This window comes from Paenibacillus sp. (assembly GCF_035645235.1).
Taxonomy (GTDB): Bacteria; Bacillota; Bacilli; order Paenibacillales; family YIM-B00363; genus Paenibacillus_AE.
This window is the reverse complement of record NZ_DASQMZ010000170.1, coordinates 1-16280: the sequence shown is the minus strand read 5'-3', so window position 1 is coordinate 16280 and position 16280 is coordinate 1. Positions and strand designations below refer to the sequence as shown.

The 16280-nt window shown below is 61.7% G+C and carries 21 protein-coding genes and 1 pseudogene; 19 read left to right on the top strand and 3 right to left on the bottom strand.

All coding sequences use genetic code 11. The annotated features are described in order from the left end of the window. Window positions 1-162: 162 nt before the first annotated feature. From VEZ38_RS16405 to VEZ38_RS16380, 6 genes are all read left to right on the top strand, one after another. A complete protein-coding gene (locus tag VEZ38_RS16405; RefSeq protein ID WP_324895321.1) occupies window positions 163-690 on the top strand; it encodes a YqhR family membrane protein in 528 nt (175 codons plus the stop codon). Between the two features lie 113 nt (window positions 691-803). Beyond that, entirely contained in the window at window positions 804-1247 is a 444-nt protein-coding gene (aroQ, locus tag VEZ38_RS16400; protein WP_324895319.1) for a type II 3-dehydroquinate dehydratase, read from the top strand. A gap of 6 nt (window positions 1248-1253) precedes the next feature. Further along, a complete protein-coding gene (locus VEZ38_RS16395) occupies window positions 1254-2333 on the top strand; it encodes a Xaa-Pro peptidase family protein (protein ID WP_324895316.1) in 1080 nt (359 codons plus the stop codon). A 12-nt stretch (window positions 2334-2345) separates the two neighbouring features. Continuing rightward, the gene (gene efp / locus VEZ38_RS16390; protein ID WP_324895314.1) at window positions 2346-2903 is read left to right on the top strand and encodes an elongation factor P; all 558 of its coding nucleotides are present in this window, start codon (window positions 2346-2348) and stop codon (window positions 2901-2903) included. 163 nt (window positions 2904-3066) lie between these two features. Next, complete coding sequence (locus VEZ38_RS16385) at window positions 3067-4320, top strand: aspartate kinase (protein WP_324895312.1); 1254 nt, start codon at window positions 3067-3069, stop codon at window positions 4318-4320. A gap of 93 nt (window positions 4321-4413) precedes the next feature. Further along, the gene (locus tag VEZ38_RS16380) at window positions 4414-4956 is read left to right on the top strand and encodes a hypothetical protein (protein ID WP_324895310.1); all 543 of its coding nucleotides are present in this window, start codon (window positions 4414-4416) and stop codon (window positions 4954-4956) included. Here the strand turns inward: VEZ38_RS16380 and VEZ38_RS16375 are convergent. Genes VEZ38_RS16375 through VEZ38_RS16365 form a run of 3 tightly spaced genes read right to left on the bottom strand, consistent with a single transcriptional unit; the run spans window position 4946 to window position 7057 of the window. Next, window positions 4946-5413, bottom strand: coding sequence for a DUF441 domain-containing protein (locus VEZ38_RS16375; RefSeq protein ID WP_324895308.1), 468 nt, complete (start codon window positions 5411-5413; stop codon window positions 4946-4948). The genes VEZ38_RS16380 and VEZ38_RS16375 overlap by 11 nt on opposite strands. A 54-nt stretch (window positions 5414-5467) precedes the next feature. Continuing rightward, the gene (locus VEZ38_RS16370; RefSeq protein WP_324895306.1) at window positions 5468-6199 is read right to left on the bottom strand and encodes a 2-phosphosulfolactate phosphatase; all 732 of its coding nucleotides are present in this window, start codon (window positions 6197-6199) and stop codon (window positions 5468-5470) included. Between the two features lie 45 nt (window positions 6200-6244). Further along, entirely contained in the window at window positions 6245-7057 is an 813-nt protein-coding gene (locus VEZ38_RS16365) for a phosphosulfolactate synthase (RefSeq protein ID WP_324895303.1), read from the bottom strand. A 152-nt stretch (window positions 7058-7209) separates the two neighbouring features. Here VEZ38_RS16365 and VEZ38_RS16360 point away from each other — a divergent pair, with 152 nt between their 5' ends. From VEZ38_RS16360 to VEZ38_RS16300, 13 genes and pseudogenes are all read left to right on the top strand, one after another. Then, a complete protein-coding gene (locus VEZ38_RS16360) occupies window positions 7210-7476 on the top strand; it encodes a YqhV family protein (protein WP_324895302.1) in 267 nt (88 codons plus the stop codon). 97 nt (window positions 7477-7573) lie between these two features. Next, window positions 7574-8602 carry a stage III sporulation protein AA gene (gene spoIIIAA, locus VEZ38_RS16355; protein WP_324895299.1) on the top strand — a complete coding sequence of 343 codons (1029 nt, stop codon included), beginning with the start codon at window positions 7574-7576 and terminating at the stop codon, window positions 8600-8602. Beyond that, a complete protein-coding gene (gene spoIIIAB / locus VEZ38_RS16350) occupies window positions 8596-9117 on the top strand; it encodes a stage III sporulation protein SpoIIIAB (protein WP_324895297.1) in 522 nt (173 codons plus the stop codon). Before spoIIIAA ends, spoIIIAB begins: the two co-directional genes overlap by 7 nt. A gap of 13 nt (window positions 9118-9130) precedes the next feature. Next, window positions 9131-9334 (top strand): stage III sporulation protein AC, encoded by a 204-nt coding sequence (spoIIIAC, locus tag VEZ38_RS16345; RefSeq protein WP_138193231.1) that lies wholly within the window; start codon window positions 9131-9133, stop codon window positions 9332-9334. A 13-nt stretch (window positions 9335-9347) separates the two neighbouring features. Then, window positions 9348-9737, top strand: a complete 390-nt coding sequence (gene spoIIIAD / locus VEZ38_RS16340) for a stage III sporulation protein AD (protein WP_324895293.1) — start codon at window positions 9348-9350, stop codon at window positions 9735-9737. Window positions 9738-9770: 33 nt separating this feature from the next. Next, a complete protein-coding gene (spoIIIAE, locus tag VEZ38_RS16335) occupies window positions 9771-10901 on the top strand; it encodes a stage III sporulation protein AE (protein ID WP_324895291.1) in 1131 nt (376 codons plus the stop codon). A gap of 27 nt (window positions 10902-10928) precedes the next feature. Beyond that, the gene (spoIIIAF, locus tag VEZ38_RS16330) at window positions 10929-11678 is read left to right on the top strand and encodes a stage III sporulation protein AF (protein WP_324895289.1); all 750 of its coding nucleotides are present in this window, start codon (window positions 10929-10931) and stop codon (window positions 11676-11678) included. A gap of 78 nt (window positions 11679-11756) precedes the next feature. Further along, window positions 11757-12404: a stage III sporulation protein AG gene (gene spoIIIAG / locus VEZ38_RS16325; protein WP_324895287.1), complete on the top strand. Its 648-nt coding sequence runs from the start codon at window positions 11757-11759 to the stop codon at window positions 12402-12404. Window positions 12405-12491: 87 nt separating this feature from the next. Continuing rightward, window positions 12492-13265 (top strand): SpoIIIAH-like family protein, encoded by a 774-nt coding sequence (locus VEZ38_RS16320; protein ID WP_324895285.1) that lies wholly within the window; start codon window positions 12492-12494, stop codon window positions 13263-13265. A 165-nt stretch (window positions 13266-13430) separates the two neighbouring features. Continuing rightward, window positions 13431-13919, top strand: coding sequence for an acetyl-CoA carboxylase biotin carboxyl carrier protein (gene accB / locus VEZ38_RS16315; protein WP_324895283.1), 489 nt, complete (start codon window positions 13431-13433; stop codon window positions 13917-13919). A gap of 22 nt (window positions 13920-13941) precedes the next feature. Then, a complete protein-coding gene (accC, locus tag VEZ38_RS16310; RefSeq protein ID WP_324895281.1) occupies window positions 13942-15285 on the top strand; it encodes an acetyl-CoA carboxylase biotin carboxylase subunit in 1344 nt (447 codons plus the stop codon). A 124-nt stretch (window positions 15286-15409) separates the two neighbouring features. Next, window positions 15410-15823: an Asp23/Gls24 family envelope stress response protein gene (locus VEZ38_RS16305; RefSeq protein WP_324895279.1), complete on the top strand. Its 414-nt coding sequence runs from the start codon at window positions 15410-15412 to the stop codon at window positions 15821-15823. 199 nt (window positions 15824-16022) lie between these two features. Next, window positions 16023-16280, top strand: a pseudogene (locus VEZ38_RS16300) (alkaline shock response membrane anchor protein AmaP); the annotation flags it as partial.

Sequence of the window (16280 nt, the reverse complement as noted above, 5' to 3'; positions counted from 1 at the left end):
TGGCGTACCTCCTTAAAATCGAACGTTTCCTCTCATTGTACCGGATTCCACCCCGGTTTGCCACCGGAAACCCCTGCATCGCGGGTCGCCCTTCGATTACGGGCGGCCGCTTTGACGCATACTACACAGCAACATCTCGATTTGGAAAAGGAGACACGCATCATGGCCCATCCCAAAGACGCGAATCCCGAACGACCCGGCGTGCAGACGGTGCGCCGCACGAAGAAGCTGCCCTTCGCGCTGCAGCTCGGGTTTTTCGCAGGATTGATCTGGGGCGCCGTACGCTGGCTGTTTTATTATTTCGGCTTTACCGACGTCGTTCCCGGCTTTCTGGTCGAGCCCTTCTTCTTGCACGACTACCTCGCGGGTACGGCGGGCTACCTCGTCGGGTATGCTTCGTTCATCGGCATGTCCATCGTCGCGGCGCTGATTTACACGTTCACGGCTTACAAGCTGAGAGGCCCTTGGCCCGGCGTCGCGTTCGGCCTGCTTTGGTTCGTCCTCGTCTACTTGGTCGCCGGACCGATGCTGGGCATGCTGCTGCCCCTCGGCAAGCTGGACTGGGATTCGATCTGGCTCGACGGGTCGATCTTTCTTCTGTGGGGGGTGTTCATCGGCTATACGGTGAACTTCGAATTCACCGACGAGCGCCGTCGCGACGACGAGCTGCCCATACCGGGCTTGCACTAATCGAAACGCGGGAATCGAGCGCGTCGAGCCAACTTTCCTTCGGGTTGTTCTCAAAAGGGGGAAATCTATGGTAAAATGGCTCTTGGTGCAAAAATAGAGGGTGGTGCGGCGATATGAAGACCGTGTTGGTGGTGAACGGGCCGAACATGAATACGCTCGGCTGGCGGGAGACGGGCGTCTACGGCGCCATGACGCTGGAGCAGATCGAGCGCAACGTCATAGCCGCCGGAGAAGCTCTAGGCTTGTCGGTTCGCTGCTTTCAGTCGAACCATGAAGGCGCGATCATCGACGAAATTCACCGAGCCCGCGGCACGGCGGACGGGATCGTCATGAACCCGGGCGCGTTCACGCACTACAGCTATGCGATTCGAGACGCGATCGCGGCCGTCGCGCTGCCTGCGATCGAGGTGCATTTATCGAACGTTTATAAACGGGAGCCGTTCCGGCACGTCTCCGTTACCGCGCCGGTCATGCTCGGCGTCGTCGCCGGCCTTGGCCCGATCGGATACGAACTGGCGTTGCAGGCGCTCGCCGCACATCTCGCGAACGAAGGGTGACGAAAGATGGGATATAGGGAGCAGCGGCTGACGAAGCTGCGGCAAGCCATGAAAGCGGAAGGCGTGGACGCGCTGTTGATCGCGAGCCCTACGAACCGGCGTTATATTTCCGGGTTTACGGGCAGTTCGGGGTACGCGGTCGTTACGGAACGCAACGCTTGGCTGTTTACGGATTTCCGGTATGTGACGCAAGCGGGCGAGCAGGCGGCGGGCTTCGACATCGTCGAGCACGGCGCGTCCGCGCTTGCGACGATCGGCGATACGCTCCGAGCGGCCGGGGCGGCAAGCCTCGGCTTCGAGCAGCAGCACCTCAGCTACGGCGCCTACTTGGCCTACGGCAAGGACATCGGCTCCGGCATCCGGCTCGTGCCGACCGACGGGCTCGTCGAGCGCCTTCGCCGGATCAAGGACGAGAGCGAGCTCGCCGTGCTGCGCGAGGCGGTGGCGATCGCGGACAAGGCGTTCGAGCATATTTTGACCGTGCTGAAGCCGGGGCTGCGCGAACGCGACGTCGCGCTCGAGCTGGAGATGTTTATGCGGCGTCTCGGCGCGAAGGGCAGCTCGTTCGATATCATCGTCGCCTCCGGGGAGCGTTCCGCCTTGCCGCACGGGGTAGCGAGCGACCGGATCATCGGCGCGGACGAATTCGTGAAGATGGATTTCGGCGCCTTGTACGACGGGTATTGCTCGGACCTGACCCGAACCGTGGTGATCGGCAAGCCGACGCCGAAGCACCGGGAAATTTACGATATCGTGCTCGAAGCGCAGCTCGCGACGCTTGCGGGACTTCGCGCCGGGATGACCGGCAGCGAGGGCGACGCGCTCGCGAGGAACGTCATCGCTTCCCGCGGCTACGGGGAGCGTTTCGGTCACGGGACGGGACACGCGGTCGGCATGGACATTCACGAGAGCCCGCGGCTGAGCAAGACGGAGTCGTCGACGCTCGAGCCGGGCATGGTCGTTACCGTCGAGCCGGGCATCTATCTCCCGGGCTTCGGCGGCGTGCGCATCGAAGATATCGTCGTCGTCACCGAGAACGGCTGCGACGTCTTAACGAAATCGAAGAAAGACTTTATTACACTCTAGGAGGACGAAACAGTGATTTCAGTCAACGATTTTAAGACGGGCCTTACCATCGAAGTGGACGGCGACATCTATACCGTCATCGATTTCCAGCACGTAAAGCCGGGCAAGGGAGCCGCGTTCGTACGCTCCAAGCTGAAGGGGCTGCGCAACGGCAACGTCGTCGAGAAGACGTTCCGCGCAGGCGAGAACGTCTCCCGCGCCGTGATCGACAACCGCGCGATGCAATACTTATACAACTCCGGCAGCGAGTATACGTTCATGGACAACGAGACGTACGATCAAGTGACGCTGACGGAAAAGCAGCTCGAGTGGGAGAAGAAGTTCCTGATCGAAAACATGACGATCAACATCAGCTCGTACCAAGGCGAGATCATCGGCATTCAGCTGCCGAACAGCGTCGAGCTGAAGGTGACGGAAACCGAGCCGGGCATCAAAGGCAACACGGCGCAGGGCGCAACGAAGAACGCGACGCTCGAAACCGGCCTTACCGTTCAGGTACCCCTCTTTATTAACGAAGGCGACGTGCTGCTCATCGACACGCGCGAAGGCAAGTACATATCGAGAGCTTAACACCGACTTCCGCAAGCCGCCGCTCAAACTGGAGCGGCGGCTTTTGCATAGGGCGGCGGCGGAGCGGAACGACCGAAGTCGCATTTTCTCCATGATGAATCCGTTCGCCTTGTGTTATAATGAACCAATATGTTTATTAGTCAGGGTAGGGGAGTGAGACTTCTTGGCATTGGTCGTCATGAAATTCGGGGGAAGCTCGGTCGGCGACGCGGAGCGCATGAAGCGGGTCGCGAAGCGGATCGTCGAGAAGAAACGGGAAGGAAACCGCGTCGTGGTCGTCGTCTCGGCGATGGGCGACACGACGGACGATTTAATCGATTTGTCGAAGCAGCTGACCGATAAGCCGTCCGCGCGAGAGATGGATATGCTCCTGACGACGGGCGAGCAGGTATCTACGGCGCTGCTGTCGATGACCATACATACGCACGGCGAGCAAGCCGTATCGTATACGGGCTGGCAGGTGGGCATGCTGACGGAGCCGGCGCACGGGCGCGCGCGCATTACCGAGATTCGTCCGGAGCGCATCCATAAGGCGCTGGACGCCGGGAACATCGTCGTCGTCGCCGGCTTCCAAGGCATGACGGAGGACGGGGAAATTACGACGCTCGGACGCGGCGGGTCGGATACGACGGCCGTCGCGCTGGCCGCCGCCCTCCAAGCGGATTTGTGCGAAATTTACACGGACGTCGACGGCATCTACTCGACCGATCCCCGGATCGTGAAGGTCGCCCGCAAGCTCGACGCCATCTCGTACGACGAGATGCTCGAGCTCGCCAATCTCGGCGCGGCGGTGCTCCATCCGCGGGCGGTCGAATACGCGAAGCATTACTCGGTCAAGCTGGTCGTTCGATCCAGCTTTACGTATAACGAAGGAACGATCGTGAGGGAGGAACCTAATATGGAACAAGGCGTCGTCGTCAGCGGCATTGCATATGATAAGAACGTAGCCAGAATCAGCATTTTGGGCGTGAAGGACGTCCCGGGACAGCTCGCGAAGGTGTTTACCGCCCTCGCGTCGGGCGGCATCAACGTCGACATTATCGTACAGAGCGGCGTTACGAACGGGAAGACGGATTTCTCGTTCTCGACGGCGACCGGCGACGTGGAGAACGCCGTGTCGATTCTTCGAAGCGTGCAGACGGACGTCGGCTTCGACGACGTAACGAGCGAGACGAACCTCGTGAAGGTGTCGATCGTCGGCGCGGGCATGGTGAGCAATCCGGGCGTCGCGGCGAAGATGTTCGAGGCGATCTCGAGCCAAGGCGTCAGCATCAAGATGGTCAGCACGTCCGAAATTAAGGTAAGTTGCGTCATCGACGCCGACAAATTCCAAGATGTCGTGCGCGCCTGCCATACGGCGTACGGCCTCGACACGAGCGAGCAAGCGTTCGTCGGCGGTCCGTCGGAGCGCCGGTAATTCGATCCTACTACATCGGGGCTGCCAGATCCGTTCCCTGCGACGTATCCGTCGCGGGCGGGGTCGGGCAGCCCCTTGATTCGGAGCCGTGAGATGAAAAAAATCGTCATCGGCGCGACGGCGGTCGTCTTGGCCGTTTACCTCGCGTTCGTAGTCATCCAGCAAATCTATCCTTACGTGCAGTGGCTCGTCCAGCGGGAGCGCGAGGTGCGGGCGACGTTCGCGGACGTAGCCGCGCTGCAGGCGTCCGAGATCGTCGCGGCCTCCGTCAAGCCATGGGTGGCCGGCGTGCCCGAGCCGCCGGCAGGCGCGACGCTCGCGAGCGTCGAATACGCGGACGACGGATTGACCGCTCCGCAGATCGCTCTGAAATACGAGCGGACGAGCGGCGCGCGGTTTATGCAATATACCGTCGGCGGCAATTACGACTTGCCGAACCATAAGAAGCTTAAGTCGGCGGCCCTCGGCGCGATCGACGCGGACGTGCTCGTCGGCCGCGATAATTCCGTGGTCATCAAATGGAGGGACCCGGCAGGTCCCCCCTATCGTTATGTTTATTTTTACGACCCGTCGCTCCGCGAAGACGAGATGATCGACATCGCGTCCGCTTTCGCGGCGGCGGCCGCTACCACTTAAATTTATCGAACAAGAACGTGAACGCCTTCAGCAGGAAGGCCGTAATGCCCGCCGCCATGAGCGGCCCGACCGGGATGCCCCGGAGAAATAAAATGCCGAAGATGGAGCCGATGACGAGGCCGACGATCAGCTCCGGATCGACCTTCAGCAAATCGAGTCCTTTGCCGTTCATATACGTGGCGATGGCCCCCCCGAGCAAGGCGAGGATGCCGGGCCAGCTCGTAAACACGGAGACGATATCCTTTTGCTGGATGCGTTCGCTGGCGAAAGGAACGAGCACGCCCATCGTAAGGAAGAGCAGGCCGAACTCGAGGCCCCGTCGTTCGATCGTAGGCAAGTAACGCTCCAGCGATACGAGCTTGATGATCAACAGGACGCAGGCGGCCGTCGTAATGATGTGGGAGCGTCCCACCATGCCGATGATGATGAGAATGACCAATAGCAATTCACCGTTCATTGCGAGACTCCTGTCCTATTGGATTCTCTTTCATTGTATGAACGGCGGAATGAATTAGAACAACCCTTGTCTCGGCTCGAACGCCCGCAGCTCGCCGCCTTGCAGCATCGGCACGAGGCGGAAGGCGTCGCGGGTCGCGCAGTAGCGCACATCCTCCCGGCAGCCGAGCGCGACGAGCCGTACGCCGCTCTCGCAGCCGAGCAGCGCGGTTTCGAGCTTATCCTCGCAATTTGTGTACGCCCCTATCAAGGCGGCGGACAAGTCGTCGATCGCGACGTCGCGTCCGGCCGCCTCTTGCATGCGTCTGGCGATCAATCCCGCGCATAACCCGTCTTCCAGCGCGAACGCGTCTTTCGTCCCCGAACAAATCAGCACGACGTCCCGCTGCATCCGGAGGGCGGCTTCCGCGCAAGCGGTCGCGTTCAGGAACGAGCCCGCGAGCACCGCCGCGGCCCTGCTCGCCTTCTGAATGCCGCGCGTCCCGTTCGTCGTCGTCATGACGACGCGACGGCCTCCGACGGCTTGCGGCGTAAATTCGTGCGGCGAGTTGCCGAGATCAAAGCCGGGGATCCGCTTGCATTGCCGCTCGCCCGCCAGCACGTCGCCCGCCGCGGCAAGCTGCTTGGCGGCGGCGACCGTCTCCGCCGGCAACACGGCGGCGGCGCCGTTCGCGAGCGCGGTTCCCATGGCGCTCGTCGCCCGTAAGACGTCGATGACGATCGCCGTCTTTCCGGCCAATTCGCGGCCGAACGTCTCGCCGATCGTCGGTATGCAATCGATGCGCAACCGTCTTTCACCCCTTGCCGCTTTTTCTTCCTAAATAATACGTCGTTACACCCTCGCCTGCGCCCCCAGATGGAACGTATCGGAGCGCAGTCCTCTGCGCAGCGCCTCGAGCGACAACACGTCCTCGGGCGCTACATTGCCGATGTTTACGTTCGGCCCGAGCACCTGCAGCAAATCCGCCTGCTGCGACTTGAGCGGCGCCTCCCACATGAGCGATTCCCGGTCCGGCACGCAATTCATGACGGCTTCCACGTCGTCCGCCTTGCAATCGCCGTTCTCGTCGAAGATGCCTACGCCCTTGCCGGATTCCCTCGCTTCGATCGTCACGAACGCCGCGCCCAGCGCCGTGTCGATCTCGACCGTGCGGGCGAGCTCTTCCGTCTCGATCGACGAGCCGAACAGCTTCTTGCCGTACTCCGTCACGACGGTGAACCCCGCCTCGATCGCCTTCACGATTAACGCGCTGCGCTGGTCGCGGCTCATCTCGATCGTGCCGTCCGACACCTCGACCGCGGTAAAGCCGACCTGCTTCGCCGTCGTTAAGAACGTATCCACGAGGCCCTTCGTCACCGCCACCTCTAGGAACGTGCCGCCCGGCATGACGAGAATGCCGGCTTCGGTCGCCGCTTCGGTCTTCCGTCGGAGCAGCTCCGGCGGATACAGCGCCGAGGTGCCGAACCCTAGCTTGACGATGTCGATATGCGGCGCCGCGGCGCGAACCATATCCTCGAAGGCGCGAAGTCCGAGCCCCTTGTCGATCACCATGGTGCGTCCGCCCGTCCGCGGCTTCGCGAGCCGACGGCCGGTCGGGTCGGCAAGCGACGGGTGCCACTCCACATTAGCGTTGTTGTGCTCCATACGATGAACTCCTCGTTGGTTTATTTAATAGAATTCTTAGTGCTGCAAGCAATATATGCATAGGCGGTTGGGGGTGTGCCCAAGATGCTAAACCGAGACGAGCCCGCATATAGATGTACAAGTTTGGCTTTTATATGCGGGGAGGAAGCGGAATGGTCGAGAAACTCGTGGTCAGTATGGCGTTGCTTAGGGTGTTGTCGGGGTCGATCGAGCTTACGGCGGCGTATTTGATTTACCGGTTCGCCAGCGTCGAGAAGGCGCTCGTCATCAATTCGTCGCTTGCGCTGGTCGGGCCGATCATCTTTATTACGATTACGGCGCTGGGCCTCGTGGGCATCTCGGATAAACTGTCGTTCGGAAAGCTCGCCTGGGTCGCCGTGGGCGTAGCTTGTCTATTAATCGGCATTTTGAAAAAGTAGCGGTTGTCATAAAACGATAGGCCAAGCATACATATGGTTGTAAGTTAGGCCAAGCCGGACGCCGCAACCGCTGGATTTTTCGGAAGGGGGCGATTCGATGTGGAACGCCGTGCTGGACTGGCTGCCCGGCGCCGTGCGCGCCGCGCTTGCGAGGCTGCCGAGCGAATGGACGTCCCGCGCGGAGGAAATCCGCATTCGGGACGGACGGCCGCTCGAGGTGGTCGCCGCGCACGACTTTACGTTCGTCGACCCGACGGGCCGGCCGACGCGCGACGCCGAAGCGGCGTTCCGCCCGACGCGCGACGATTGCCTGAAGCTGCTCGACCGCGTGACGAACCATTCGGTGTATACGATGGAAGAACAGCTCCGCAGAGGCTATATTACCGTCGCCGGCGGACATCGGATCGGCCTTGCGGGCCGGGCGGCGCTCGAGGACGGACGCATTCGGACGCTGCAGCATATCGGCGGCTTCAACGTACGGATCGCCCGCGAAGTGAAAGGCTGCGCTCGTTCTCTCGTTCCCTTGCTCTGGAACGCGGAGACGTCGATGCCGCATCATACGTTGATCGTCTCCCCGCCGCAGCGAGGCAAGACGACGCTGCTGCGGGACGCGGCGCGGACGTTATCCGCAGGCGGCTGGGCAGGCGGCGTCCGGTACGATCGGGCCCGCAAGGTCGGAATCGTCGACGAGCGTTCGGAGATCGCGGCATCCGTCGACGGCCGGCCGACGTTCGACGTCGGGCCGCGAACGGACGTGCTGGATGCGTGTCCGAAGGCGGAGGGCATGATGCTGATGATCCGCGCCTTGTCGCCGGAGGTGCTCGTCGTCGACGAGCTCGGCCGGCCCGAGGACGCGGAGGCGGCGATGGAAGCGGTCCACGCCGGCATCGCGGTCATCGCCACGGCGCACGGGAAGGACGCTTCCGACGTCCGGAGGCGGCCGTCGCTCGCCCCGCTGTTCGAGGCGAGGGCGTTCGGACGAATCGTCATCCTCGCCCCGAGCGGGCCGTCCGGCGTCGTGCTGGAGGTGCGCGACGGCGAAGGGCGCAGGCTGTCGTGGCCGACCGCTCCGGGCGTCGGTATCGGAGCGGGACATTCCGAGCGAAAGGGGGCGACGTCATGCTGAAGTGGATCGGCGCAACGATGATTTTGGCCGCGGGCACGGCGTACGGGTTCGCGCAAGCGTCCCGATACGCACGACGGCCGAAGGAGCTCCGCTCGCTCGCCGCGGCGCTCGGCACGCTCGAGTCCGAGGTCGTCTACGGCTTGTCGCCGCTGCCGGCGGCGATGGCGAGGGTGTCGACCGCCACCCAGCGCCCGATCGCCTTCTTGTTCGAAGAGGCTTCCAGCCGCTTGCGCGACAGCCGATCGGAGAAGACGGCGGGCGAATGCTGGGCGGAGGCGATCGAAGCGGTGTGGCCGCGGACGGCGCTCGGCGCGCCGGAGAAGGCGACGCTGCTCGCGCTTTCGGCGACGCTCGGCGCGACCGATCGGAACGATCAAGCGAAGCATCTCCGGCTCGCCGTCGCGCAGCTCGCGGCCGAGGAAGAGACGGCGCGGGAGGAGCAGGCGCGGTACGGAAAGATGTGGAGAAGCTTAGGCGCGCTTACGGCCGCGTTGATCGTTATTTTAATGTATTAAGGATGGTGCGAGGATGAACGAGGATGTCAATGCCATATTTCAAATCGCCGCCGTCGGCATCATCGTCGCCATGATTCATACGGTGTTGAAGCAAATGGGCAAAGAAGACTACGCGCACTGGGTGACGTTAATCGGCTTCGTCGTGGTGCTGTTCATGGTCATCCGCAAGCTGGATCAGCTGTTTCAAGAAATCAAGACGATTTTCCTGTTTCAATGAAGGCGGTGACGCCGTGGATATTATCCAAATCGTCGGCTTCGGCCTAGTCGCCACCGTACTGATCTTAATCGTCAAGGAACAGAAGGCTACGGTGGCCTTCCTGCTTGCGGCGTTCGCCGGCATCGTCATCTTTTTGTCCTTGATCGGAAAAATTTCCGAAATTATCGAGATGCTCGAACGGCTGGCCGATCGCTCGAACGTAAATATGGTGTTTTTCCAAACGATCTTGAAAATTATCGGCATTGCGTATATCGCGGAATTCGGCGCGCAGGTCGTTCGGGACGCCGGCCAAGAGGCGATCGCTTCGAAGATCGAGCTTGCCGGGAAGGTGCTGATCATGGTACTCGCGATTCCGATCATCTCGGTCATCGTGGAGACGGTGATGCAGCTAATGCCCGCATAGGAAGCGGAAACGTCGCTGGAGGAGGGGTGAGACGTGTCCAGAGCCGCAGCCCCGGGCGCGGAGGGCGCCGGCGCGGTGCAGGAATGGGTGGACGCCCAATCGGAAATCGTCCGTACGGACGAGGTGGAGCATTACTGGGACACGCTGATGCGCCAGTACGGGGGATGGTTCCCGAACGGGAATCCGGCGTTCCAGGAGGCGCTCATGCCGGGCGGCGACGGCTTATCCTTTTCCGATATCGCGAACGGTTTGCTGCACTTTCTGCTAGGGGAAGTCGTCGTGAACGGCAAGCTGCTCGCCATGATCGTCATCCTGACCGTATTCAGCATCGTGCTGGAAACCGTGCAATCCGCCTTCGAGAAGACGACCGTCAGCAAAATCGCGTACGCCATCACGTATCTGGTCGTCGTCGTCATCGCGATCAATAGCTTCTACATCGCGGTGCAATACGCGAAGGACGCGATTTCCGGCATGATCCACTTCATGATGGCGATGATGCCGCTCGTCCTGACGATGCTGGCGTCGATGGGCAACGTCGCGACCGTCTCGATCATGCATCCGCTCATTGTATTTATGATCCATACGGTGGGGAACTTGGTTTTCTTTTTCATCTTCCCGCTGCTGTTTTTCTCCGCCGTTTTACATATTGTTTCGTCGCTGACCGACAAGTACAAGGTGACGCAGCTCGCGACGCTGCTGCGGAACGTGGCGATCGGCACCTTGACGGTGGCGCTCACCGTCTTCCTCGGGGTCATCTCGGTGCAGGGCGCCACCGGCAGCATCGCGGACGGCGTGACGCTGAAGACGGCGAAGTACGTGGCGGGCAACTTCGTTCCGGTCGTGGGGCGCATGTTTTCGGAGACGACCGACACGGTGCTCAGCGCCTCGCTGCTCATGAAGAACGCGGTCGGCATCGCGGGCGTCGTCATCGTCGTGCTGCTCGCGGCGTTCCCGGCGATCAAAATTTTGGCGCTGAGCTTCATCTACAGCCTGGCCGCCGCGCTGCTGCAGCCGCTCGGGGACAGCCCGGTCATCGGGTGCCTCCAGACGATCGGGAAGAGCATGATTTTCGTCTTCGCCGCGCTCGCGACCGTCAGCTTGATGTTCTTCCTGGCGATCACCATTTTGATCGCGGCGGGGAACGCCACGGTGATGATGCGGTAAAGCGAATGCGAGAGGGGGATGCGAGAGATGATGGAGGCGCTGGGCGGTTGGCTAAAGCAAATCGTTCTGGTGGTGCTGCTTGCGACCTTCATCGATTTGCTGCTGCCCAACCGCACGATGCAACGGTACGTCAAGCTCGTCGTCTCGCTGTTCATTCTGATGACGATCCTCTCGCCGGTCATGCAGCTGTTCGGTTCGAGCGCGAACCTGCGCATGCTGGCCGCGACGGTCGACGGCTGGAGCGTCGCCGGCACGGCGGCGCCGCAAGCCGGGGGAGGCCCCGCGCAGGGCAAGTCGATCCCGGCGCTCGGCGAGGTGCTGAGCGAAGGAGAGCGCGTGGCGCGGGAGCGGAACGAGCATTCGCTCGCGATGCTCGCGGCGCGGCTCGAGGAGATGGTCGTCGAGCATGTCCGTTCCGAGCATGGCATCGACGCCGAGGCGGACGCGTCGCTCGACTTGGACGCGGACGGTCTGCCGGTCATCCGCGGCATCCGCATCCGCGTCGGCGCCGCGCTCGCCGCGAGCCGCGAAGCGGTCGAGGCGGCGGCCCCGGAGGCGTCGAGCGAGGCCGGGACGCGGGTGCATCCCGAAGGCGGGATCGAATTCGAGCCGATCGTCGTCGAACCGGTCGTCGTCGAACCGGTGCGGATCGGCGGCGGCGCGGCGCCTGCGTTCGAGCCGGACTTCCGACCGGTTCCTGACGCCGAGCGGGAGCGAATCGCTTCGTCGGTGGCGAAGGCTTGGGGCATCCCGGCCGCGAAGGTGAAGGTGGAATAAGCGGGAAAGCCGGCCTGCCGGCGAGACGGCGGTCGGCCCGCGGCGTACGCTCGAGGCTGCGTGAAGGAGGTGATGCGAATGGCGAACTGGTGGAAGGCGATGGAGGAGCGGTTCGGCGGCGGTCCGGGCGGCGGGGGGCGCATGAATACGTTCCGATGGCTGCTGATCGCGGGCGGCGTCGGGGGCGTCTTCATGATATTAAACTCGTACATGACGGTGGAAAACGTGCAGCCGCAATACGACGGCATCCCCGAGTCGGCGGCGAGCGCTCCGTCCGGCGGCGACGTTCCCGCCTTCCAGAGCGGCGCGGCGAAAGATTCGAAGTTTTCCGCGTTCGAAGCGAGCTACGAAGACGAACTGAAAGAGATTTTGCAGAAAATCGTCGGCGTCGGCGAAGTCAGCGTGCTCGTTACGATCGACTCGACCGAGGAGATCGTCGCCGAGCGGAACATGAACGAATCGACGCAGGAGACGAACGAGCGGGATCCGAACGGCGCCAATCGACACATCACGCAGACGACGCGCTCGGGGGAAATCGTCATCGTCTCCGAGTCCGGGGACAACGCGCCGGTCGTGCGCAAGACGATCAAGCCGAACGTACGCGGCGTGTTCATCGTCGCCGAAGGCGCGGAGAATCAAACCGTAAAGAAGATGATCATCGAAGCCGTCGAACGCGGTCTCGGCGTGCCGCCTCATAAAATTTCGGTGGCGCCCAGCAAGCGATGATCGACGATCCGAAACCGATTGGTAACCGCGCCGTCAACGGCGTCCACATATTCTAAAATTCAAACAAGCACAAGGGAGGAAACAAAAATGAACACAAGAAGACAAACGGTATGGCTCGTATCGATGCTGGGGTTGATGGTCGTGCTTTCCGCGTATTACTTGTTCACCGACGAAGCGGATCAAATCCCCGTGCCGACGGAGCAGACCGCGGCGAACGAAATTATCGTCGAAGGCGTCGGGATGATGGATCCGACAGCGGCGCAGCAATCCGTGTCGGTCGAAGAGATCGCCCCGCTGGAAGAAGGCGCGGCGTCGGGCGAAGCGGCGGCGACGGGCGAAGCGGCGAGCGATGCGACGGGCGAGACGACGGCGACGGGCGAGGCGACGGCGACGGGCGAGGCGACGGCGACCGGCGAGGCGACGGCGACCGGCGAAGCGGCGGCGGAAGCGTCCTCGGAGCAAGCCGTCACGAACGAGCAGGTGCTCGAGCAAATGGCGAACCGCACCGGGTCCGACGCGATTACGGCGATGCAAATTCAGCGCGACTCCGATTTCTCGCGCCAGATCGAGGCGCTCACGGCGGCGATCTCGAACGAGGAGGCGACCGAGCAAGAAATCACGGAAGCGATCAACAAGCATAGCGCGCTGATGGATCTCGAGGCGAAGCTGATCGCGTTCGAGGAGAAGCTGCTCGGCGACTACGAGAACGTAGCGGTGATGTACGACGAGGCGAAGCAGCATTACACGGTGCATGTATCGGCGGCCCAGCTCGAAAAGAGCGAAGCGGTATCCATCGTGACCGAAGCGATGAACGATTTGTCTATCGCGATTCACCAAATCACCGTTAAGCTGTACAACTAGAACGGCATCGCAGTCCGCGCGGCGGGGGATAGCGAGAGAGCCCGGGGAAACTGGGCTCTTTCCATTTACTTCTTTTAAGGGTATAATTACAACGTCGCTTTTCGGCTTGGACGAGCCGCCGCGCGCAGACACAGATCTATTCGCTTGAGGAGATGAAGCAAGACGATGTTAAAATTAAGCGAAATCAAGGAACTTATTAAATTGGTAGACGGCACTTCCATACAACAGCTCGAGATCGAGAACGAGCATGGCAAGTTGAGCATTAAGAAGCAGGACGCCCAGGTCGTTCACGCCGCGGTTCCGCCGCAGCCTGTCGCCGCGATCTCCGCGGCCGCCGCGCCGGCGCCGGCCGCGCCGCAGCCCGCCGCGCCGTCCTCGCCGACGCCGGCACCGGCCGCCGCGGCGGCGGACGCCGATCTGCACCGGATCGTCTCCCCGATGGTCGGGACGTTCTATGCCGCTCCGTCTCCGGACGCTCCGCCGTTCGTGAAGGTCGGCGACGTCGTGAAGGAGAAGACGGTCGTCTGCATCGTCGAAGCGATGAAGCTGATGAACGACATCGAAGCGGAAGTGAGCGGGCAAATCGTAGAGGTGTTGGTGGAGAACGGCCAGTTGGTCGAGTACGGTCAACCGCTTTTCTTGGTGAAACGGTAAGCGACAACGGGAGGAAAATCGGATGAAGTTTCAGAAAGTGCTGGTGGCGAATCGCGGCGAGATCGCCGTGCGCATCATTCGCGCCTGCAGGGAGCTGGGCATCTCGACGGTGGCGGTGTATTCCGAAGCGGATCGCGAAGCGCTGCACGTTCGGCTTGCGGACGAGGCGTATTGCATCGGTCCGGTCTCGTCGAAAGACAGCTATTTGAACCTGACGAACATCATGAGCGTCGCGACGCTGACCGGAGTGGACGCGATCCATCCCGGCTACGGCTTCCTTGCGGAGAACGCGGACTTCGCCGAAATTTGCGAGCGCTGCAATATCGTCTTTATCGGTCCTTCGCCGGACGCGATTTCCCGGATGGGGGATAAATCCGTCGCGAAGCAGACGATGCGCGAAGCGGGGGTTCCGGTCATCCCGGGCTCGATCGGGCTCGTCGAGTCGGTCGCCGACGCGGTTTCCATCGCGCGCGACATCGGATACCCGGTCATCATCAAGGCGACAGCGGGCGGCGGCGGCAAGGGCATCCGGATCGCGGCGACGGAAGAGGAATTGATCCAAGGCATTACGGCCGCGCAGCAGGAAGCCCAGAAGTCGTTCGGCAACGACGGCGTCTACTTGGAGAAGCTTCTGACTGGCATGAAGCACGTGGAGATTCAAATCGTCGCCGACAATCACGGGAACGTCGTGCACCTGGGCGAACGGGATTGCTCCGTGCAGCGGCGTCGGCAGAAGCTCGTCGAGGAAGCGCCTTGCGCGGTGCTGTCGCCGGACGTGCGGGAGCGCATGGGCGAGGCGGCCGTTCGCGCGGCGCACGCCGTCAATTACTCCGGCGCGGGGACGCTCGAATTTTTGCTCGGGCCGGATAATCAGTTTTATTTCATGGAAATGAACACGCGCATCCAGGTCGAGCATCCGGTCACGGAAATGGTGACCGGGGTGGACATTATTAAAGAGATGATCCATGTCGCCGAAGGCAAGCCGTTAAGCATTCGGCAGGAAGACGTCCGCATCGAAGGTCACTCGATCGAGTGCCGCATCAACGCGGAGGATCCCGCGAAGAACTTTATGCCGTCCGCGGGCAACATAAGCTTCTATCTGCCGCCGGGCGGCGTAGGCGTTCGCGTAGACAGCGCCGCGTACCCGGGATACACGATTCCGCCGCATTACGACTCTATGATCGCCAAGCTGATCGTATGGGGCTCGAATCGTGAGGAGGCGATCGCCCGCATGAAGCGAGCGCTCGGGGAATTCGCCGTCGACGGGGTGCATACGACGATTCCGTTCCATCTGAAGCTGATGGATCATCCGAAATTCAAGCAAGGAGATTTCGACATCAAGTTCCTTGAGGAACACGAGGTATAAAGGCCTGCTTCCCGCCGCCGCAAGGCGGCGGGGAAGGCCTTTTTTCCCGAATCTCTTAGGTTTGTCATAATTTTGGACGGGTGGTATAGTATTTAAATATAAGACAAGGGGAGGATGAACGATAATGAACACGATTGCCCCGGAATTCACGAAGACCGAGATGGGGAACATACAGATCGCTCCGGAAGTCATTGAAATTATCGCAGGCCTCGCAACGATCGAGGTGGAGGGCGTCACGGGCATGAGCGGCGGCTTCGCCAGCGGCGTGGCCGAGCTCCTCGGTCGGAAAAACCTGTCTAAAGGCGTTAAAGTGGAAGTCGGCCAACGGGAAGCTGCGGTGGACGTCTCGATCGTGATCGAATACGGACGTCGCATTCCGGAAGTCGCCTCCGCCATCCAAGCCAACGTCAAGCATGCGATCCAGTCCATGACCGGCTTGAACGTTGTCGAAGTGAACGTACATATTCATGACGTGATGTTTAAGGGCCAAGAGCGGTTCGAGGAAGAAGAAACCGTCGCGTCGCACCGCGTGAAGTAGTCGGAAGCGGGCGCCTGCCCGCGATCGCGAGACGCGAGCCCGCGCCGGAGAAGCTAGTCGTTTCGCTGCCGGCCCGCGCGAGGCCGCGCGGCGACATGCGTTCGGCCACACGGAATCCCCCGACGGAGACGTCGGGGGTTTCGGCGTTCGCGCTCGTTGCATAATGACTTTGGCTTTATTGGAGAAAGGAGCGGCCACGATGGGCAGAATTGCGGACAAGTTGTTATTGTTTCTTTACAGCATCGCCGTCTTAATCCTCTCGGGGATCGGATGGATCGCAGCGATGGAATGGGTGTCGCTCGCCTTCGTTTCGTCGTTCGTGGATGCCGTGTACGAGCCGGGAGCGGCCAAATACGGCGCGACCGCGGTATGCGCGGCACTGTTCTTGCTTTCGATTCGGTTCCTGTTCGTCTCGCTGCAGCGCAGCCGCGAACGAAGCGGCTCGATCGACCAGCGG